Genomic DNA, 22536 nt, shown 5'->3' on the forward strand with positions numbered 1-22536 from the left:
TAATATTATCCTTTAATTTCTTCTTCAATTGTTACAACAGACTTCATAGCCTTGTATATATCCTTTACACTATTAGGCCAAGTATGTGAGTTAGCATACTCAATTCGTTCTTTTACTACTTGATTAGAATCTTCCTCTAATGCTTGGCTAATTAAATCGATATAATCTTCTTTAGTTTTCCCGAGATATACATAATCATTAAACATCTCCATGGCTTTTGTATATGTAGCTACTATAGGTTTACCCATTGCTAAATACTCGTCTATCTTTCTTGGATAATTACCAATAGTAATTTCATTTAATACCTGCGGATTCATAGTAACATCAAAGCCTTTAATATATGTAGGAAGAGAATCCATAGGTTTATTACCTAAAAAATGAACATTTGATAAATTATGAAGATTTGATTTTTTAAATGTTTCATCTTCTGGCCCAACTAATACTATATTCCAATCTTCTCTTTGCTTAGCAATAAACTCTAATAAATCTACATCTAGTCGCAAAGTTGTTAATGTACCAACATAACCAATAATAGGCTTAGGTATTTCCTTTAGCTCTACAGCCTCCTTGATATCTCCTTTTTCATCATTAAACATGGAAACATCACAGCCTTGACCTACCATAAAACTATTGCTATTAAATTTTGAGCTATAGTCTACGTAATACTCAGAATTATTTACAACCACATCAGCTTCTTTAATAACTTCTGGTTCCATACGAGCTCCGTGTTTTTTCCAATAAGGGTCTTTTACCAAATTATCTCTTACATAATATGTATACACCTCAGGCTTTAAATACTCTTTTAAGTGAAGCCCTAGAAACATTGAACTATCATTAAACAATATATAGTCTTTAAACCCTAGCCTATCTGCAGCTGATTTAATATCCATTGCAAACTTTCTAGAATTACGTTTATTCATCAATTTGAAAAGCGAATGAGATTTTATCCAATTAATAGAATCAATAGTTGTTTTAGGAAATAAATTCCAAAGATTATCCTCTATAATCTCTATATCTTCTCGTTTTCCTTTAGCAATTTGAATACGCTTTTGTACACTTTCCTTGTGCTTTTGCTTTAATCGTGTTACCCAATTTAAAGGTGGGTTTACATATAGCACCCTATTATGTTTTGCAAATTCTTGGGCTATATTTTTACAATTACTACCAATTTCGATGTCCCAAGCTTGAATACCTACAATGATGATGTCTCTATTTTGTATCATGGGTTTATTAATTTTCGCTCCAGTTGAAGCTGGTTGTATAGATTTAAAACTTCTTGTGCAGAATTAGCCCAAGAGAATTTCTTGTGTTGAGAAAGTCCTTTTTCTACTAAATCATTTTTTAATTCTGCATTCTGTAAAACAGTTTCTATTGCAGTTGTAATTTCTTCTGACTTAAAAGGGTTTACTAAATAAGATGCACCTCCAGAAACTTCTGGCATAGATGATGTATTAGATGTAATCACTGGCACACCACAAGCCATCGCTTCTAGGATCGGAATCCCAAAGCTCTCTCTTAAAGATGGGTATAAGAAAATCTCACATAATGAATAAATTGCTGGCAAATCTGTATTTTTAACATAGCCTGTTAAGACAATCTTATCCATCATTTTTGGATCTCCAATATCCTCTAAAATTTTATTTAACTCTGCTTTATCATAATCTAGCATTACTAATTTGTAATCTGAGCTTGATTTTTTTAAAAAATCAGAAACACCTTTTAATGTGCCTTTGGTATTTTTTTTAGGATCAGTATTTCCTAAGAAAAAGAAGAATTTTTCAGGTAAATTATACTTTTCTTTTATTCGGTTTAATTCGGTTTTATCAGTTACAGGTCTAAAATGGTTTCCAACTCCATTATAAACAGCAGATAATTTATGATCATCTTCTAATCTAAAAAACTCAGAGATTCTTTCCTTTTCATAATTAGATACTGTTATCACCATTCTACTTTTCTTCATTACTTTAGGAACTATCATTTTACGATAAATGTTTCCAAATTTTTGATACGGTGTTGCACTACTCTTTAAAATCTGCAAATACGATTTCTCCATATAAATGATGTCATGCAAAGTAGTTACAATAGGAATATCACTAAAAATTGGTGCTGTATTACTTGTACAATGCAAAACATCACAACCGTGTGCTTTAGCTGCTTTTGGCAATGCTATTTGTTCCCATAAAGGATATAATCCTCCTTCGAGCTCTACTATCTTAAAATTGTCTGTTTCCTCTAATACTGAAGAGTCTTCATCTGGCTTTACAAATATTACATATTCATTTACCTTATCAATCTGTTGTAAGTTTTTGATAAGTTCTAAAGCCACCATATCCATACCGTGCTTTTTTACTCTAAATAAACGCTGTCCTTCTATACCAATTTTCATAATTTCTAGTTATTTAAAGTCCCGTGTTTTGTATGAATAAATTTCTTATTTGCACCTTTTAGTTTAAATAACATTAAGAACATTAAGAAAAAAGCTTTTGGTAATGTAATCGCTGCTTTTAATGTATTGGTATTATAGAATTTTCTTGGAATGGCTAAGAAAAAAGCTAATACAGTTAAACCAAATGTAACATACCAATAGACTGGATTAATATTAGTAGCTATATCGGGAAATAAAAATGGTATTAAAGTATATACCAATGTTACAATACTTACAACACCTAATAACAAAATTCTAGGTGGTGTAATCATTTGATAAACCTTATCAATAAAATCTACATTACCTTGTAAAAAGAAGCCTTTTAGCCCAGGTACAAAGTACTGACGTAAATACACAAACTGAGCCGAAAGCCAACGCCTTCTTTGATTTTGAAAATCTTTTGATCTTTGTATTTTTTCATCATACACATAGGCATCATTTAAATATTCAAGAATTATTTTATCCTTTATTAATTTAAACTCAAGTTCTTTATCAAATCCTCCAATAGCATTTACATTTGCCATTACTGACTTAAAAAAACTATAGTCAAATGCCATGGCTGAGCCAATTAAACTAGCTGACAACCCAAGTTTACGATGGCCTTTTCTAAAAATATGATTATTAACCTCTTCGCTAATAGCATCTAAAATTGCAAAAGAAGTATTTAAATTTTTAGCCACTCTATGCCCTTGAACAACAGTACATCCATTAGCAAATGCTTGATCTATTTTAGAAACAAAATCAGATTCCATGATGTTGTCTGCATCTAAAATTAAAGCAACATCATAAGCATCACCTAGTTGAGCCATTGCTTTATTTAAGGCCTTAGACTTTGTACTTTTTTCAAAACTTACCTCTATTAATTTAATAGGCAGCGCTTTTAGTTCTTGCAGTGTAGACTCCTGAAAAGAATCAGCTATCACCACAACATCATATCTATCTGATGGATAATCTTGTTGTAATGCAGATTTTGCAACATTAACAATTACCTCGTCTTCTTTATATCCAGGAATTAATACTGCAATTTTTTTTAATTCACCTGAATTCTTAAATGATGGATCTTTATAGAACCGTCCAGCTAATGCGAAAATAAAAACATACAAACTCGCAAAACCAAAGAATATGAATAAGGCATATTCTATAATAAGTAGGATAATATTTAGGGCTTCCATAATGTAACTTTTAATCGTTTGTTTTAACCTCGAATTTTGTCTCTCACTTTAAGAGCTATCTTTCTTAAAAATGGGAAGTATTTTCCTGATTTAATGTTATACGCTAGTGATTGAGAATCGAAAATCATTTGAAAATTTTGTGTACAAAACACTGGTTTTTGTGTAATTCTATTAATTTCTATTGCCTGATGCAATTCACTCTCAAAGAAGAGATTGTAATAAGTATCTTTATACTCTTTGGCTTTATGTCCGCCATGGTTATTTGCTCTTTGTCTTGCTTTTGCATTTGGCAAATCTAGCATTACAAGTTTATCATATTTTACACCATTATTTTTCAACCATATTTCGGTCTCTTCTCTATATTTCTCTAATCTCGAAGTTACCAAAGCACCTATTTTAGCCTTTGGTATATATAACGGAGTAGCATTTAGAAGAAATTCGCGGTATTTTGGTCCATCATCGTTTTGTTCTGGTGTTGGATCTACACATAGCACACCATCAATATCAAAACAAGCTTTATCTAAAGTTGAATGATTAAAGATATTCCACTGAAAATATCTTGGTATACCAACAGTTTCAAAAGAATAATCTACTGTATTTTGTTTACCAGGTAAAACATAAATTGCAGCGTATTCTAGATTGAATTGCGACTCTAAATCAACTAAACTAGCTTTACATTTTTTCATGGCAGATCCTGAAGACACACTGTCATCAACAACTAATACTTTTTTAAATTGTTTAATATCGAAGTATTGTCCGCGCTCACCTGCTTTGTATATATGCCCATTAATAAATGAGTGTAAATCTGTATAAGGTAGGTTTAAATACAACGCTAATAAATTTGCAGGTAGCATTCCACTTCTAGGCACACCTACTATTAAATCAAAATCCCTAGGAATCATATGGATACCCTTCAGAATTGTTTGGTTTAAATCACTTAAATTTCTAAAATTCATAACTGTAGGTTTTTAATTATTGTATAGATTTTAAAGGTTCTTTTAATTCTTTTTCTTCTGTTTCTTCACTCCAACTCTTAGATGAAAACATGAATACCATGCTCAAATACATTACTATTCCCGTTGGCATTTGACCAAATACACCATTTCCATAGGATGCCATCATAATTCCTGCAAATCCGCAAGTTATTGCTGTCATCATAACCTTTTGATCTTCATTCTTTATCCGGAACATGACATTATAAGCTCCAGTAATGAGTATAAAAAACACCATAAATAAGTAATACCACAACCCAACAACACCTGTATCTGCCCATATCATTACATACCAACTATCTGTTGCTGTATTTGCTAAAAAAGTATGTGGTGTAAAACGCTGCCCCCAATTACCAGTTGCTCCTACACCTCCACCAATTGGTCTTGAAGCTAAATATGATTTCAATTTTCTTTGATTAGCTAAGCGTACTTGAAGTGATGCATCATTAGGATCAAATGCGGTACGCATTCTCCTTATTTCAGGGTTTGAATGCATAAGAGTTGTATGAGCAAAAAAGACATAAACACCTATTCCAAAAACAGCACCTAAGGTTAACATTTTAATGTTTTTACTTAAAATCAAATACATAATCCCTCCCATTCCTGGCACAGAAATCGCACCTCTTGTTCCTGAAATAAGCATTCCAAATAATCCCATTACACCTACAACTAAATAGAAAGCTCTTACTTTTTTACTTGCTGCTTTTCTAAATATTGCAAGAATACAAAATACCACACCTGCGTGTCCTTGAGCAGCACCAAACTGCCCTGCATCTGAATAAAAAGAAAACACTCTCAACTTACCAAAAAGTATATGTGTTTTATAAGACCCTGCATTTAGCCATGCTTGTTCATATGGATCTACACCAATTGTATATTGCATAAGCCCTTTAAGGGTTCCTAAAATTGACATTACTCCCCAAATTATAAAGAATAATTGCAGATCTTTTGGTTTATTAAATAAAATAAACGCCAATGGGATTACTAAAAACTGATATAATCCTAACCCTCTCATTGCATAAAACCAAGCTTCAATACTCCTAGCTTCAGGATTAACAATTTGCAAAAAAATGTATCCCATCCACATACCTACCAAAAGGGTTAGATGAGATTTAGCTTTATCCCACTTAACCTTTTCAGAAAATGCTTTAAAAAACAATGCTAAATACAACAATATTAACACTCCATCTATGCTCAAACCAAGAGGTGCTGGTACATATCTAGAAATACCAATAACTGTAAAACCTTGAATTACTAATAAAATAATTCCTAACCTTGGTATAGTGAACAACCTATAAAGTAAAACAGCAACAAAAACAAGACCTAAGCAAAATATTGCAGCCATTATGCCTGTCTTTGCAATCATAAGAGTAACAAGTAATAAACCTAGAATTACTGGTATCAAAACTTTGAATTGACCAAGTTTTGATGAGCCTGTACTCATTTCAAATGGGTTTATATGTTCTTTTAAAGAATTCAATTTCTTATAATTTTTCTTACAATTTAGATAAGAGTTGTCCGTTTTTACTTCTTAGTTTTTGCCAAATATCACGATAAAACATATTGGCATACTTAATTAAATCTTTACCAGAAATCTTAATTTCCTTATTTAAAAAAATCACTCCTAATACAATACCTACTCCAGTAAAAACCAAGGTAAATAAGGCTACCATCTCTAATGATTTAAATACATAAACCGCTATTATATCTCCAATAATGTTAGTTGCTAACATAACAGCTACTTTAAAAGCATTAACATTGGGTTTGTTAACACTATCTAAACCTATACCTGTCATACGATCTAACGGTAATAACAATCCATAAACAGCTAATATTTTCACAATACTTACAATATCATAGCCTATAACTTCTGCATTTAAATATTGTTCACCTGAAATTAGTACTACAAACAATTCTGCAAACACAAAAAAGGTTAATGATATACCTATAAATAAATATGATAGAGCTCCAGAATAAGTACTAAATAAAAACTGCAATTCTTTTTTATCATTTTTAAGACTTGCTTTAGACATTTTTGGAAATGCCGTAGCTGTAAAGCTTCGTAATGGTATTTGAATTATTTCTAATAACTTTAAAGGTATACTATACAAAGCTACTGCTGCATTACCCAGTGGGCTAATACTAATAATTAGAATATCGGCATTTTTAAGAAGATTTGAACCTATAAGTGTAAATACACTAAACTTACCAAAATTAAGCAATTGCTTATTGGTACGCTTCTTCGCTTTAGATATTAACATTACACCATCCCATCCAGATAAAACACAAACTAAAGATGTAATTGCATTAACGGTTAATAAGACTAAAACCAATTCGCTAACAGACAAATTTAAAGCCATTATATTAACTACTAGGAATGAAAAAAACAGGCCGCTATTCAACGCCTTAATAAACAGCATTTTTCCATAAGACATTTTAGCCTGAAGAACTACTAGTGCATTATTCCATGGTAAATTAACAAGAGCCATTAAGGGATACCAAGTAAAAAACAAAACATATGCTGAATTGTTTATAGTATCACTAAAAATAAATTTTACTCCAAGTAAAATTAGAGCGATAACAGCAGTAACCAATAAACTAATTATGGCGTTAGATCCAACAAGAGATTTACTTTCTTCTTCAGAAGCTCCAGATAAAAAACGCACAAGCCCATTATTGGTTAAACCAAATCTCAACATTTCTATAAATGAGCCTCCCGAGATAAACAACACCCACTGCGCAAATGAATCCGTATCTAAACTTCTTGCTAAAAGCGCAAATCCTGCAAATCCAAATACAGCAATAGTAAGATTTCCTCCTAATGACAGGAAGTTATCTTCTTTTACTATTTTTTTTATTATCTGTATCATAATTAAATATTGCCTTTTGAATAAAACTGGAATTGAAGAATATTTTTTATTTTTCTTCTAGAACGTGAGCGTTTTCTAGGTAATTCACCTAATACAGATTCTATCTCTCTAAGTTCTACTCCATTTATAAAAAATTGCACCTTAGATCCTGCTAACTCTTTTACATTGTTAAATACATTCTGATCAGCTTGTGACCATAATCTATTTGAACGACATACTAAAATGACTAAATCTGAGCTTTCTATGAGTTTGTTAGGATAGGTAACATCTAATATGTTTGGTAATTCAACTATCACATAATCTACAGACTCATCTATTTTTTTATTATCAGTTAGCTTAAGATCTGTATAATCTTTTGTATGAATAAATGACTTATCTATTTTATAAGTCATATATTCTGACTCATCAAGCTCGTTAGTTATATGCTGTAAAAATGGTTGCTTATAATCATTTCTTGGGTCTTGATATCCTAAAATTCTATATAACCAATGAAACCTGGTCGACTTCCCTAATTCCTTCTTTTTAAAAGAATCACTTAAAACAGTTACGGAATATCCTGCTTCTTTTAATTGAGCCGCTGTATTTCCGCTAACAGTTGTTTTACCTTCATGAGGTTTTGTACTTATTACTGTAATAACCTTTGGTTTTTTAGTATTGTTCTGTTCATCTACTGCAAAACCAATATTTTGCATTAAGAACTCTGTTAATCGTTCTTGAATTCTTAATAAATTAATTCTCCCATTGTTCTTAAATATTTTTGGCATAACACCAATTGCAGGAATACCAATTATTTCTTCGGTGTTTTTTATATTTTTTAATGTATTATCAAAGAAATCCATTAAAAGAATAACACCTAACAATAGCACAAAACTCATAAACCCAGCAGCTATTATTACTATTTTTCGTTTAGAAGGAATAGGCTTTAAAGGAAAAAAAGGAGGAGCTACCATTTTAAGGTTAGCTGACAATTGGGTGTCTTGAAACTTAAGTTTAGCTAAGTTTAAACCTCTAAGAATTTCAAGATATTCCTCTTCAATAACATCTATTTTACGTTCAATTCTTTTAATGTTTGCTCCAGCTGGCGCATAACGTTCAACTTCTTTTTGAAACTCTTCACTCTGTTTAGTCATTAAATCTACCTCAGCTTCTAAGTCTTCACTTTCTACAATTTTATCTAACCATTGAGGCATCATTTTACTCATTGGAACACCTTCTTCTGAGTTATTCATAATGTATAACTCACCAACTTTGGTTTCAATTTGTTCTTTTAATCTCTTAGAATGGTTTTTTAATGCTTCAATATTTTTAATGCTTGATTCAGAACCATCAGATTTAGCCTCTGCCAAAACAATTTTGTAATTAAGATCTCCCAACTGTTCTTTATCAGCTAGGACTTCATCATTCTTTTTTTGAATTTTTGCTTGAATTTCTAGTTTTTCTTCAAGCTTTTGCTTTGATGCAATGGAACCTGCAAGCTCTGCTTTTTTATTTTTATATGCGACCTGCATATTTTCTTTTACATTAGCTACAGCTTTACTTTGCTCATATAAGTTGATGATATTATTATCTTGTTGAAACTGTAACAACTCATCTTCAACCACTTTTAATTTTGCTTCTGCTTGGCTAAGCTGTTTTAAAAAATATTTCACAACCTCATCAGAGCCATTTTCCTTCACATCTTTATATTGCCTTATACATACTTGGCTTAACATTAATAATGTTTGTTGACATATACCTGGATCACCTGTCTCGTAGCTCAATTTTATAATATCACTAGATCCGATACGTACTGCTGAAAGTTTTGAAAGTGCATCTAAAGAATAAAATGGATCTTCATAATTTAATAATGCGTATATAAAATTATCATTGCTACTATTCTTTAAGGCTAAAAGATTTGCAACCGTTTGTTCGTAATCATCTTTACTTATACCTTCAGGTAAAATCTGCGAAAAGGAATCTGTATTTTCTACTGCGCTGCGTGAAGGTGCCACTGACGATGTTACAACATAATCATAAATCTCTTCTGGCACTAATTTCTTTAGTTCTTCATAGTTCTCTGCTGAAATAAATTTTTCGTTAGGTTGGTCCAAAAGTAAATGTTGACTTAACAATCTAACTGCAACCTCTTCTTGTGTTTCTCTAGATTTAATAATATTTATAAGATTATCAAAAGCTATATTTGAAGCAAAATAATCTGATCGCTTTTCCATTTCAATTGATGTTCCTGAAGCTATACCTGTATAAAGCGAAGCTTCTGAAGCATAATCGTATTTTGGGTTCATTGTTAAAACAACAACTAATGAGGCCATAATTATTGGCACTACCATAAGAAGCGTTTTATGCTTTAATAAAATTCTTATGAAGTCGATTAGTTTCATACAGACTTATTATCTATTTTATAGTTATACCTGTTAAATTTTCAAGCAGTTGTTTAGACAACATAAATGCAGATTTGGCTTGTTCGTACTCTGCCTCAATCCTTGCTGTGATATCAAAAAGTCTCACATATTCATAAATAGGAATTAATCCATTTTTATATTCTTTTTCTGCCATTTCCATACTAACTTTTGCATTACCAAAATTTTTGGCTTTTAGCTCTAGCAAGTTTTGTTTTAGAAGTAAATCTTCATAGTATTTTATAACAGTTTCTTTTATCTCATTTTTTTGAAACTTAACATAATTTTCGGCTTGTGAAATCTCTGCTTGAGCCTGCTTAACATCTGCTTTACGATGGAGAATATCGAATACTGGTATTTTTAAGAAAAACCCAACACTATAATTTAACTGCGTTGTTGTACTAGCTAAATTTACAGTATTGCCGCCTGTATCATTAGTTGAAACGTTATTAAAAGTACCATAACGTGAATCTGCAGCAATTCCAAAGTTTCTTGTCCAATTACGTCTTTTTGACTTAAGATTTGATTTCTTAACTTCAATTTGATCTTTTCTATACCCTAGCAAACCATTATTGGCCCATGCAGAATCAATTAAAACCTCTAGTTTAGGAATTATCAACCTGAAAGATTCAGGTTCTTTAGAGCTCACTATTGAATCTTGAGCATTTACAATAGTATTTACAAATAAGGCAACAAGTAGCAGCGCTAATGTTTTGAGAGAGTTTTTCATGACTTGGGGGCTATTGAATAACAATTCTTATTACTAAATTACAACTACATTAGAGCGAATTCTTATATATTTCGACGGACAACCAATAACTGTAGACGAATAGATGTTATTTACAGTTAAAGAAAATCAGTATAATATACCTATTATAAACATTAAAGGCTGCCTACTCAAATAAAGAGATGGCAGCCTAAAAAAAACTTAACCTATTTTTTTTTAAACTGTACTTTTTTGAAATAACGCAGGAATAGTTCTGAGCAAAATATTTATATCAAACCAAAACGAATAATTATTATCAACAAAGTAATTAGCATATTTATTATCTAAAGCTACGCGCTCTTCTTCAGACATTTCTCCGCCTTTTCCTCTTAGCTCTACTTGCCATAATCCTGTTATACCTGCAGGAGCCAAGAATCGTTTTGATAATTGATCTTTTGTTAACAATTCTGCTTCATATACTGGTAATGGACGGTTTCCTACCAATGACATATCACCTTTTATAACATTGATAAGTTGAGGCAACTCGTCTATACTAGTGTTTCTTATAAATTTACCAACTCTTGTAATCCTAGGATCATCTACAATTTTAATAAAACTAGAATTGCTATCTAAAGCTCTTTGTTTTTGCTTATTATACCAATAGTCGCAAATTTTTCCTTGCTCCGTGTATTTTACAGGAGAACAATATTCACCAGCATATATCTTGGCACACCTAGGACAACTTTCATTCTCATTTACTTGAGTTTCTTCTTGAGAATTATTGTACTGGTTTTTTTCTTTAGCCAATTGCTTTAACATCTTATCTGAACCTGTACGCATTGATCGAAGTTTATAAAAGTCGAATGTTTTACGGCCAACACGTTTTGCTATATAATACACCTTTCCTTTTGACTCTAGTCTTATCGCAAGAATAATTATTAATAATAATGGAGATAACACTAATAAAATTGATGATGCCACAACAACATCAAAAATTCTTTTTGATAAAGGAAATTTATAAGCTGCCGACTTTGGACCAGTTATGTTATTTGAATTTTTACTTTTTTGATTTTTACAAAGTTTTGTTGCTCTTAAAATAATTTGCTCAGCATCTGTTGAGTCAATTACAAAATAATCACCTACACCTTTATCAAAAGCCTCTTTATAAACTTTACCACTATGCTCTTGCATGAGTAATATAAATGGTAAATCAGCTATATTTTTGTTCTCTTTTAAATTATCGTAAAAAAACAACCCATTATTACCAGGCAGATTATATTCGCATAGAATAATATCTATATCATCTTGAGCCTTTAAAGCATTTAAAGCCTCAACACTATTTTCACAAAATACAGCAGTTATTTCAGTATCCTCAATACTCCACTCTATATCGTCGGTATGCTTTCCAATGTATAATAATTTCATTAGTAAATAGATATTAATTTGTTATAAAAAAACTATGTACCTACCAAACATTTGCGTAATGAATTGGGTATAAGTTTTTCTTCACTACTTCATCTAATTCTTCTGGATTAAACGGCTTAGTTAAGTAATCTTGAGCACCTAGTTTATACGATTTTATACGCTCTTTACTTTCTGCATTACCAGATAACATTATAATTGGAGTATGCTTTGTATAACCTCTTTGCCTAATGTTTTGCAAAAGCGTAAAGCCATTCATATTATCCATTTGTATATCACTGATTATTAAATCTGGCAAATTACTATCGAGCCAAGCTTCTGCTTCTACTCCTGAGTTAACAGCCGTTACATCATATTTGTTTGATAAGAAAAACTCCAGAAGAGTTGTCATTGTTAACTCGTCATCAATTACTAATATCTTTTTTTTCATAACTGTGAATTTTAAACTTATACTACTTTACTATTTCTTTAAAAAAGGCAATTGTTTTTTCCAAACCTTCCTCTAACTTAATTTTTGGCTCCCAATCTAATTCCTTCTTAGCTAAAGAAATATCTGGCTTCCTCATTAAAGGGTCATCTGATGGTAATGGTTGATACACAATTTTAGATTTAGAGCCAGTTAATTCAATAACTTTCTCCGCTAGTTCTATAATCTTAAATTCACCTGGGTTTCCTATATTTACAGGACCAGTGAATGAATCATCAGATCCCATAGTTCTTATCATCCCTTCAACCAAATCATCTACATACTGAAAACTTCTTGTTTGCTCGCCTTTGCCATAGACTGTAATATCTTTATTCTGTAATGCCTGAACAATAAAGTTAGAAACAACTCTACCATCGTTCGGATGCATTCTTGGACCATAAGTATTAAAAATTCTTACAATTTTGATGCTTACATTATTTTGAGCATGATAATCTCTAAATAAAGTTTCCGCAGCACGTTTACCTTCATCGTAACAAGATCTTTCACCAATAGGGTTTACATTTCCCCAATAAGATTCTGGTTGTGGATGCACCATTGGATTGCCATACACTTCACTTGTAGATGCTTGTAAAATTTTAGCGTTTACTCGCTTTGCTAATCCAAGCATGTTTACAGCACCCATTACTGAGGTCTTAATAGTTTTTATTGGATTATACTGATAATGAACTGGTGATGCAGGACATGCCAAATTGTAAATTTCATCTACCTCTATTAAGAAAGGGTTAATAACATCGTGACGAATAATTTCAAAAAATGGGTTCTCAGTTAAGTGAAGTATATTCTCTTTTTGTCCAGTAAAATAATTATCTAAACAATATACTTCATGTCCTTCAGATAATAATCTTTCACAAAGATGCGAGCCTACAAATCCTGCTCCACCTGTTACAAGTATTCTTTTTTTGTTCATGGTTGTTAGGGGCTATTAAGTTGCGTATACTTTTATGTTTTATACCAATTGAGTTTTTAAATCGACCTTATCTAGGTCTCGTTTTTTAGTACCAATACCTATACAATCATATTCATATCCCATTGCAAGCATTTCATCTTTTTCATAAATATTTCTTCCATCAAAAACAACAGGACTATTCAATAAACGCTTCATTATTTTAAAGTTTGGCACTTTAAATTCTGACCATTCTGTTAATACAGCCAAACAATCTGCTTCTATCAATGCTTCATACTGATCTTCACAATAAGTAATTGTATCACCAAAATGATGCTTTGCTTCTTCAATAGCCACAGGATCATAAGATTTAACTTTTGCACCAGCATCTAACAACTCTTTAATGATTTGTAAAGATGGTGCTTCTCTCATATCATCTGTTTGTGGCTTAAAAGATAATCCCCAAATTGCTATGGTTTTATCTTTTAAATCCCCTTTAAAATAGGAGTTGATTTTATTAAACAGCACTAATTTTTGAACTTTGTTTACAGACTCAACTGCTTTAAGTACTTTAAGTTCGTACTTATTTTCATCAGCTGTTTTTATTAAAGCTTGTACATCTTTTGGAAAACAAGACCCTCCATATCCTATACCTGGATAAATAAATTTTTGTCCTATTCTAGAATCTGAACCTATCCCTTTTCTAACATTATTAATATTTGCACCAACTATTTCACAGAGGTTTGCAATATCGTTAATAAAGCTAATCTTAGTTGCTAGCATTGAATTTGCAGCATACTTAGTCATTTCAGCAGAAACAATATCCATAAAAATAATTGGATGCCCATTTAGCGTAAATGGCTTGTACAACTTTTTAAGCAGATTTTCTGCTCTCTCGCCTTCTGCACCAACAACAATACGATCTGGTTTCATAAAATCATCAATTGCAGCTCCTTCTTTTAAAAACTCTGGGTTTGAAGCTACATCGAAAGGTATATCTAATTTTCTTTTTCTTAACTCTTCTTTTACGGCGTTTCTTACTTTTTCTGAAGTCCCAACAGGAACCGTACTCTTTGTAACGATTAGCTTGTAATCGTTCATATGCTTACCACACTCTCTTGCTACCGCAAGCACATGCTTAAGATCTGCACTACCATCTTCATCTGGCGGAGTTCCTACACTTATGAAAACAGCTTCTGATTCTGATAATGTATCAGCAAGGCTAGTTGAAAAACTTAAACGTCCTTTAAACATATTACGCTTAATCATGCTTTCCAATCCTGGTTCGTAAATTGGTATGATACCGTTTTTTAAATTTTCGATTTTTTGCTCGTCAATGTCTACACAAACAACATCGATTCCTACTTCGGAAAAACACGCACCTGTTACTAAACCTACGTAACCACTTCCTACTATTGCTATTTTCATAATTAAAAGATTTGGGGTTTGTTTCTTACAAACTTAACGTTGAAAAACGTATTTCATCGATAAATTTCGACGAATAAACGATAAGTGTAGACTAATGGGCGATAACAAATGGTAATTGTCTTTTGCTTTATGAGAAACCAAGTTACAGTAAAAAATTCAACAAACTACTGCTCACACATTTATAGATTTTATCGTTTTAAACCACTTAAAATATTAACCTTAAATAAATGAAAAAAAAATAAGGCTGTATTATTCTATTCTGAGCATACAACAAAAGGAATAATTACAAGTTATATGATGTTATTTTGGTTAACGGAAACTTATTTAATTTCAACTAGAAACCACGAACAAGAAGACTTTTAAAGCAAGTTTAATCGCTTCATTAATTCAGGTCGATTAGAGCGACTTACAGGAACAACATCTTTCTTTATCAATACACTATTATCTTCAATATCAATAATTTTATCTACATTGATAATATAAGAGCGATGGATTTTTAAGAACAGACTGTCTGGTAATTTTTCTTCTATTTTTTTAAGTGTAGAGTGTACGGTGTAGTTTTTATCTTCGGTTTTAATAAGAATGTAGTCTCCTTTTGCTTCTACTAAATAAACACTTGAGATATCAATTTTTATTAACCGTCTATCTATATTTACATATAAATCATTACCAGAAATAGTTTCCACATTTTCTGACGAGGTCATATTAGCAGGAGCAGATACAGGTGATAATTCTGCTTTATGAATTGCTTTTTGAAAACGCTCTAATACAATTGGTTTTACTAGGTAATCTACAATACAATCATATTCAAAAGCTTGAATAGCAAAATTAGCATCTGATGTTGTTAAGACTATTTTAGGAGGGTTTTTTATGGTTTCTATAAAGTCGAAACCTGTAAAATCTGGCATGTGAATATCTAGAAAGATAAGATCTACCTCATTTTGATTTAAATACTTAATCGCTTGAATTGCATTAGGAAATTCTTCCAAAACATTTACACTATCAATATTACTACATAACTGGCTAATTATAGCTCTTGCAGTAGCTTCATCATCAATAATAATACAATTCATAGATGTAGGATTAAATGGTCTCTAAAAAATCTGTCATGATTTGCAGAGTGTTTTCAAAATCTACTTTACCCTCTGTGCTGTTTTCCGTGAGGTTATTCTCATAATATGCAGCAGCATCATAACTTTTTGTGAGCCCTAAAATACTAATTTTATGTTTAATTTTATGTACGTTTTCAGCTGCTTTCTTAAAATTTTTTGCATTTATATTATTAAAATAAACTGCTTTCTCTTCAGGAAATTCTTGTTTAATAATGTCTATAAGTTTTTTCTCAAAGGCTTTATCACCTCCAGACATACTCTCTATGTATGATAAATTAGGCTGATCCATCTTGTTTTTTTAATAATGTGAAGAAAAAAGTAGTACCTTCATTAGCCTTTGAAGTTATCCAAATTTCTCCACCATAAACTTCTACTATTTTTTTTACTATTGCTAGACCAATACCTGTAGAATCCACACTATTCTCTAGCTTTTCGAAGGTGTTGAATATTTTATTATGATATTTTTCTTCAATACCTATTCCATTATCCCTTACATAGAACTCCCAAAACTTGTTTTTATCTTTAACACCTATTTCTACTAGAGCTTGTTCTTTATCATTATACTTTATTGCATTAACGATTAAATTTTGAAACAACTGTGTTAAACGGCTTTTATCTCCATAAATATTAGGTAAATCGTCTACTATAATCTTATTTTTCCCTGTTAATTGTATTGCTGTTTTTATTTCATCAATAAGATTATTTAAATCTACTTCATAGAGCTCAATCTCACTTTTTGCTATGGTAGAATATTGAAGTATTCCATTGATAAGAGCGTCCATCTTTTCTACATTTGCTCGCAATAAATCTAACTGTTTATTACTTTGTTTATCCAATCTTTCTCTATTATCTTCTACCAACCAAGTCGTTAATGTATCTATATTACGTAATGGCGATTTTAAATCGTGCGAGACCATGTGCGCATAATCACTCAATTCTTGGTTTTGATAAGCTAGCTCTTCTAAAAGAGCTTCTCTTTGCTTATTTATTTCTAAAATTTCTTTGGTTTGGTTGTCTATAAAATCTACCAATTTTAAACCATCTAAATCAATAACACTAGTATCTTGATGCTGTGGTAAGTTATAAAACTTAAGAGTTTCTATTACATGCTTTAATTTATTGATAACCTCTTTTTGTGCTTTTGCTTCACTCCTTAATTGTTGATTTGCATTAAACAATTCTTCTGAACTAATAGTCATTGCTCTTTGTAACATTACTAACTGTTCGTCATAATTTGTATAAGACCAAGCAACCGCATCTAAAAAAGGTACTAAATCTTTATTAGTTTTTAAATCTTCTGTAAGATGTTTTCGTATTTGACGCTTTAAGAGAGAATTCATTATTCACTAATTAAAGTTATAGTCATTGTCTGATTATGAAGTTGACAATTTATTTCTAAATTAAATGGCGCTATCTCACCATAAGAGTAAAACCCACACACTGTTGTATCTTCACCTACTATAGACACAACTTCCTCTATCTCTTCTTCTACACGTTGATCTAAGACTAGTTTTCTACCTATACAACTAACCAATAAAGCTAATTGAGGTTTGGTTTTTCTTTTTTCAAGAGCTTGTTTGGCAGCCAACTCTGATGCATTTGCAATATTATCTACATTTGTCATCATTAACTGAACTCTAGATTTTTCTGGAATATCACCAGCTAAAATCATGGTATTGTTATCATCATCTATGTTTAGTATAGTACGAACATAGGATTGTTCTTCACCTTCTGACTTTACATCTAAAGGATATAGTAAAGCTGCACTAGGAAGGTCTTTTGCTTTTTCACCCAAATAAGATTTATATAAATCTAACGCAGGCTTACCATCTAACTCATGTAGAATATTCCCCTCAGATTTAGTAACAATACGTTCTGGCCCAAAAGGTGTCCAACCACCATGTATAGCAAAAGATGCTTCAAATGTGTCTCCATAAAAACCTATAGCTACAATCTCACCTGGTTTTGGATTTTCATTATATGCGGCTACTGTTTTTTCAAAACGTGCTGCATCACCACAAAGACCTCCTGTTATTAACAACTCTTGATCTATTGCATTGTTCATTCCTTTTGTTAACTCACTTCCATTAATAAAGCTACCTTCAGATATAACAAAAATATGCTTTAAACCTTTTTTAGAGAATTGATTTACTAAATCTTTACCTGTCTGGAAACTATCTAAGTCTTTATTTAATACGTTGCTTGTTTTTATTTCAAAAGAACTTCTCTCAAACTCTATAGCAGTTACAGTTATACACTCATCATCAACATAACCTGCAGTAATGTCCCCACTTGTAGAACCAAAAACGATATGACCATCTGGAAATTTCTCTCTTATCTCATCATATATAACACCATTCTCTAGAAGGTACCTATTACCAAACACTAATACTAATGGTTGCTTTAAAACTATATCTCTAGATAGATATTTCCATTTTGCATTATTTTTTGTTAGCTGTACTGTTTTCATTATTATTTTTTTAGAGTAAAGTAAAATGTTGTTGTCTCACCTGGAGTACTATCTAACCATATTTTGCCATTGTGCATATTAACAATTTTCTTAACTAAAGATAATCCTATACCTGTAGAGTCTTTTCGCTTGTTTAATGAATGAAATATTTTAAATATTTTTTCATGAAACTTAGGCTCTATTCCAATGCCATTGTCTTTTATAGAAAATTTATAGTATCGGTCTTCATCTTCAACATTAATTTCTATTAACCCTTTTTCTTTATCATTAAATTTTACAGCGTTACTAATTAGATTTAGAAACACTTGCTGTAACTTAGTCTTATCACCTTTAACTGTAGGTAAAGCATTATGAGTGATTACCTCTATATTCTTAGGCACATACATTGTTTGTAGCAAATCATCTACTAAAGCTTGTGTATCTACCTGTACTAACTCTTGGTTACTAGATGAAGCGCTAGAATAATCTAAAATATCTGAAATTAGTTGCTCCATTTTCTCCAAGGTTGTCTCTATAAGACCTATATTTTGAAGACTAACTTCATCTAGTTTATCTTTATTATCTTCTTTTAACCAAGAAACTAATGCATCTATACTTCTTAATGGAGATTTTAAATCATGAGAAACAACATGTGCATACTCGTTGAGCTCTTCGTTACTTTTTTCTAATTTTTGTAGTAATTTTTCTTTCTGTAATTCTAAATTTTTAAGTTCAGTAATATCTAAATGAATTCCTATTGAACCAACAATATTACCTTGTAAGTCATAATTAGGTGCACCACTGATTAACCAGTATTTTATCTCACCTGTTTTACTTTTAACTTTAAGCTCATAAGAGCTTAATTCTCCATTCTGACGCTTCTCATTTTCTTTTTTTATGATAGCGTTATTTTCTTCGGCTCTAAAAACTATACCAACATCTTTGCCTATTAATTCTTCTTCGTCATATTCTGACATTTCTTGAAAGCGTTGGTTAACCATCAAAATTTCGTCATTATTATTCACCTCTACCAAACCAAGATTCATGTTTGCAATAATGCTGCCATATTTTTGCTTTTCGGCAACTAATGCTTGTTGGTATTTATTTTCTAAAGTAATGTCTCTAACAATACCTTGAGCGGCTACTGCAATTCCATCTTCATAAATTGTACTCGCATTAACATGTACAAACTTTTTTTGATTCTTTTTGGTATTAATAGTGATCTTAAAATCTGTTATGGCACCTTTTACTAAAAGCTCTCTAAAATATGGTGTAATACGAGGTAAATCTTCTGCAACTACTAATGACATAAGATTAATATCATCATCCTTGTAATTAAACCCTAGTAATTCTATCGCAGCTTCGTTCATTTTGAGAACATTTCCCCATAAATCTATAATTACATATGCATCAACTATATTTTCAAAAACACCTTGTAATTGTGAGTTTGTTTTAGAATATAATCTCGCTAGTTCTTTATGAGATGCTTCTAATTCTTGATTAACTTCATATAGTTGAGCAGATTTTGCCTCAAGGATTTCTTCAGCTGCTTTTCGAGAAGCTTTTTCGCGATCTAACGCTCTTTTAAGGGCGTTTACTTCTTTTTGACTCATTATAACTTGTTGATAAAAAATCGTACTTCAGTACCTTCTTCGTTTAGTTTTTCGAATTCGATACTGGCAGGCACTTTAAATAATTTAAAAATCTCTAGTATTAAGCCTTTTCCAAGTGTATATAATGCTCTATGTGATTTATAAACCATAACCATCTTATTATCTGTACGTTCTTCCAAATCAAAAGTAGGTAATTGAGCATCAGGATAAATCTTCTGAACCTCAACATGAATATGGTTTTCTACTGACACTAATAAATCCATTGGATCATCATAATGATAAACTAAATCGGGATACGATTTAATCAATACGGCAAATAAATGTTCTGCATATGCCATTAAAAGATCATCCACATTAATATCTGTATTGTGACTTAAATGTGAAATGAGTTGCAACATCTCTGAAAAATCATATGTACCTACAGCGGTATAAATACCGTTTGAAGCTAAATTAGATTGACCAATGATTTTATTTACCATTATCAACCCATATTTATCTTCAACAAATTCTAAGAATTCTGTAAATATGATACCTTTCATTAAGCTTTAATTAACTCATTGATGCTCCAATATGCTAATAATTTTTCTATTTTGAAAACATATTCTTCATATTTTAATGGCTTTAATACATAACCTGCTATACCAATTTTATAGCACTCTAAAAGATCGCGTTGATTGTTAGAAGTTGTTAAAATTATTGTTGGTATGTATTTTAACCTATCATCTGCTTTCAATATTTTAAGAAACTCCAAGCCATTTATCTTTGGCATATTTAAATCTAAAAGAATGATATCTGGAAGTTTATCTTTTTGCTCTAACAATTTCAAAGCCTCTTCACCATTATTAGCTTCTATAATATTATGACTAAGGTTTAGTGACGATTTAGCTCTACTGAGTTTCATCACTTCTATCATATCATCTTCGATGAGTAAAACGTTTAGAGTATTCATAAGTAAGATTAATTAATTGGTTGCAAGTTACACTAACATCAACTAATTATTTTTTTGTTTAGATTGGGGTTTCTTTGGCGTCGTTGATTGACGCATAAGTGTCGACGAACGGTTTTAAGCCATGAGGCTTTTATCCTACACAACTTAATTTGTTAGTCACTTTTTATGCCATCAACCGTATTTAACGCTTAAATTTCAACTTTATACGTTAAAATTTTTGGTTCTACACTTTTTCAAGCTTTACCTTTCAAACTCTTAACATTAATGAGTCATGTTAATATTTTAAGAGTTTTAAGCACTATTTCTTCAGATAATTTTAAGTTTTCCTCAAAAAGAACCAACCACCTATTCAATTCAATATCAACAAACAACAAGTTGTTATGCTATTTTTATTTTGAAAATTTCGGTTTATCTGATATAACAAATTTAAAATCTAACTTGATCTAGAGTGATATTTTTAGACGAATAAACATTTGGTAGCGACGAATGGATGATGATTAAATATAACTAAGTTTTAGTTAACTATAAATTATCACGGATTTTCTTAGACAAACCCATAACAACCTGATTATAAGAATGATCTATTAGTTCTAAAATAAGTTTTACTTTTAAATCTGTATTATGAATTTTTACACTATTCCATAACCTTTTATGCATGTGATATCCTGGAGTTACACCATCGTAATCTGCTCTTAATTCTTCTGCATATTCTGGATCGCATTTTAAATTAACATAACCTTCTCCTTGCTCCCATTTAGATAATGATGCAAGTGCAAACATTTTATTACAAACCTTAAAAACAAGTGTATCATCATCAAAAGGAAAGTGTTCTGTAACTCCCTTTTTATTCATGCAGTAATTTCTATAATCTTCTATGTTCATATAAACTTATCTAAATCTTACTATAGAGAAGACTTTTTATTGTAGATCACTTTTATTTCTTGCAAAAGCAGAAACCTCATCAGTGTATGTATTACCTAATTTTACAGTAACGACAATCATTACTCTAACAGTTTCTTATCGTCTCCTTCTTCTATTTTTAATGCTGTATAATCTAATGTCCAACCAATTGTTTGTACCAAATTTTCTATAAGTTGTATTGCTTCTAAAGCTTCTAATTTTGCAACATTATACAATCCGCTTTCTGGAATTTTGTCCATAATATGCATTTTTGCTTTGGTATGTAACTCTGTTAGATCAGACGCTTCAAACTTATTGAACATACCATCTTGCTTGTCGTAATAATTAATATCACTTTCTATAGACAATATTTCTGGTTGTGGAAAATGAGAAAGTATCACTGTTTTAGATTTTGGGCTTGATTTCATTTTCACTTTACTTAAATCAAAACCTACATGTGCCTTTGCATTAATAACAACCAATGCTTTCTTTTTGCTAGAAATTAGTTTTAAAAATTTCTCTTTTACATCTTCATAATGGTATATCTCTGCAAAATCACCTTCTACTGTGATAAACTTACAAACTCGCTTTATTTTATCTAACAAAATAACAGATTGCTCATTGGTTTTCTTTTTTGCAACCCATTGTTTATAAAGGGTCACCAAACCCAAGGTAACCAAAATGCTTATAATAATTATAAAAAATGTTTCCATATGTATTTTTAGGACACTG

At 31.0% G+C, this 22536-nt stretch carries 21 protein-coding genes; all 21 read right to left on the reverse strand.

The annotated features are described in order from the left end of the window. Window positions 1-5: 5 nt before the first annotated feature. The 21 genes from N4A42_RS10755 to N4A42_RS10855 all read right to left on the reverse strand — a co-directional run bounded on the left by N4A42_RS10755 (window position 6) and on the right by N4A42_RS10855 (window position 22517). Window positions 6-1223 carry a glycosyltransferase gene (locus N4A42_RS10755; RefSeq protein ID WP_294073807.1) on the reverse strand — a complete coding sequence of 406 codons (1218 nt, stop codon included), beginning with the start codon at window positions 1221-1223 and terminating at the stop codon, window positions 6-8. Continuing rightward, window positions 1220-2386 carry a glycosyltransferase family 1 protein gene (locus N4A42_RS10760; RefSeq protein WP_294073809.1) on the reverse strand — a complete coding sequence of 389 codons (1167 nt, stop codon included), beginning with the start codon at window positions 2384-2386 and terminating at the stop codon, window positions 1220-1222. The genes N4A42_RS10755 and N4A42_RS10760 overlap by 4 nt, the downstream gene beginning before the upstream one ends. Window positions 2387-2391: 5 nt before the next feature. Beyond that, entirely contained in the window at window positions 2392-3597 is a 1206-nt protein-coding gene (locus N4A42_RS10765) for a glycosyltransferase family 2 protein (RefSeq protein ID WP_294073811.1), read from the reverse strand. Window positions 3598-3620: 23 nt separating this feature from the next. Further along, window positions 3621-4553: a phosphoribosyltransferase family protein gene (locus tag N4A42_RS10770; RefSeq protein WP_294073813.1), complete on the reverse strand. Its 933-nt coding sequence runs from the start codon at window positions 4551-4553 to the stop codon at window positions 3621-3623. A gap of 16 nt (window positions 4554-4569) precedes the next feature. Further along, a complete protein-coding gene (locus N4A42_RS10775; protein WP_294073815.1) occupies window positions 4570-6069 on the reverse strand; it encodes a hypothetical protein in 1500 nt (499 codons plus the stop codon). A 16-nt stretch (window positions 6070-6085) separates the two neighbouring features. Further along, a complete protein-coding gene (locus tag N4A42_RS10780) occupies window positions 6086-7459 on the reverse strand; it encodes a hypothetical protein (protein WP_294073817.1) in 1374 nt (457 codons plus the stop codon). 2 nt (window positions 7460-7461) lie between these two features. Beyond that, window positions 7462-9837: a hypothetical protein gene (locus N4A42_RS10785; RefSeq protein WP_294073818.1), complete on the reverse strand. Its 2376-nt coding sequence runs from the start codon at window positions 9835-9837 to the stop codon at window positions 7462-7464. 13 nt (window positions 9838-9850) lie between these two features. Continuing rightward, window positions 9851-10585 (reverse strand): TolC family protein, encoded by a 735-nt coding sequence (locus N4A42_RS10790; RefSeq protein ID WP_294073820.1) that lies wholly within the window; start codon window positions 10583-10585, stop codon window positions 9851-9853. 213 nt (window positions 10586-10798) lie between these two features. Continuing rightward, window positions 10799-11986 carry a sugar transferase gene (locus N4A42_RS10795; RefSeq protein WP_294073822.1) on the reverse strand — a complete coding sequence of 396 codons (1188 nt, stop codon included), beginning with the start codon at window positions 11984-11986 and terminating at the stop codon, window positions 10799-10801. A 40-nt stretch (window positions 11987-12026) separates the two neighbouring features. Beyond that, complete coding sequence (locus tag N4A42_RS10800) at window positions 12027-12413, reverse strand: response regulator (RefSeq protein ID WP_294073824.1); 387 nt, start codon at window positions 12411-12413, stop codon at window positions 12027-12029. A 22-nt stretch (window positions 12414-12435) separates the two neighbouring features. Then, the gene (locus tag N4A42_RS10805) at window positions 12436-13377 is read right to left on the reverse strand and encodes a UDP-glucuronic acid decarboxylase family protein (RefSeq protein WP_294073827.1); all 942 of its coding nucleotides are present in this window, start codon (window positions 13375-13377) and stop codon (window positions 12436-12438) included. A gap of 39 nt (window positions 13378-13416) precedes the next feature. Then, window positions 13417-14781 carry a UDP-glucose/GDP-mannose dehydrogenase family protein gene (locus N4A42_RS10810; RefSeq protein WP_294073829.1) on the reverse strand — a complete coding sequence of 455 codons (1365 nt, stop codon included), beginning with the start codon at window positions 14779-14781 and terminating at the stop codon, window positions 13417-13419. Between the two features lie 359 nt (window positions 14782-15140). After that, on the reverse strand, window positions 15141-15854 hold the full coding sequence (locus N4A42_RS10815) for a LytTR family DNA-binding domain-containing protein (protein ID WP_294073831.1): 714 nt from the start codon (window positions 15852-15854) through the stop codon (window positions 15141-15143). Between the two features lie 10 nt (window positions 15855-15864). Next, on the reverse strand, window positions 15865-16182 hold the full coding sequence (locus tag N4A42_RS10820; RefSeq protein WP_294073833.1) for an Hpt domain-containing protein: 318 nt from the start codon (window positions 16180-16182) through the stop codon (window positions 15865-15867). Next, a complete protein-coding gene (locus N4A42_RS10825; RefSeq protein WP_294073835.1) occupies window positions 16169-17233 on the reverse strand; it encodes an ATP-binding protein in 1065 nt (354 codons plus the stop codon). The genes N4A42_RS10820 and N4A42_RS10825 overlap by 14 nt, the downstream gene beginning before the upstream one ends. Continuing rightward, entirely contained in the window at window positions 17233-18363 is a 1131-nt protein-coding gene (locus N4A42_RS10830; protein WP_294073837.1) for an FIST N-terminal domain-containing protein, read from the reverse strand. Before N4A42_RS10830 ends, N4A42_RS10825 begins: the two co-directional genes overlap by 1 nt. Window positions 18364-18365: 2 nt before the next feature. Then, window positions 18366-19955 carry a PAS domain S-box protein gene (locus N4A42_RS10835; protein WP_294073839.1) on the reverse strand — a complete coding sequence of 530 codons (1590 nt, stop codon included), beginning with the start codon at window positions 19953-19955 and terminating at the stop codon, window positions 18366-18368. Then, window positions 19955-20494, reverse strand: coding sequence for a heme NO-binding domain-containing protein (locus N4A42_RS10840; RefSeq protein ID WP_294073841.1), 540 nt, complete (start codon window positions 20492-20494; stop codon window positions 19955-19957). Before N4A42_RS10840 ends, N4A42_RS10835 begins: the two co-directional genes overlap by 1 nt. After that, entirely contained in the window at window positions 20494-20904 is a 411-nt protein-coding gene (locus N4A42_RS10845; protein ID WP_294073843.1) for a response regulator, read from the reverse strand. Before N4A42_RS10845 ends, N4A42_RS10840 begins: the two co-directional genes overlap by 1 nt. 522 nt (window positions 20905-21426) lie before the next feature. After that, the gene (locus tag N4A42_RS10850; protein ID WP_294073845.1) at window positions 21427-21786 is read right to left on the reverse strand and encodes an MmcQ/YjbR family DNA-binding protein; all 360 of its coding nucleotides are present in this window, start codon (window positions 21784-21786) and stop codon (window positions 21427-21429) included. A 119-nt stretch (window positions 21787-21905) separates the two neighbouring features. After that, entirely contained in the window at window positions 21906-22517 is a 612-nt protein-coding gene (locus N4A42_RS10855; protein WP_294073847.1) for a DUF4230 domain-containing protein, read from the reverse strand. Between the last annotated feature and the right edge of the window lie 19 nt (window positions 22518-22536).

It is taken from the genome of Winogradskyella sp. (genome assembly GCF_025210595.1).
Lineage (GTDB): Bacteria > Bacteroidota > Bacteroidia > Flavobacteriales > Flavobacteriaceae > Winogradskyella.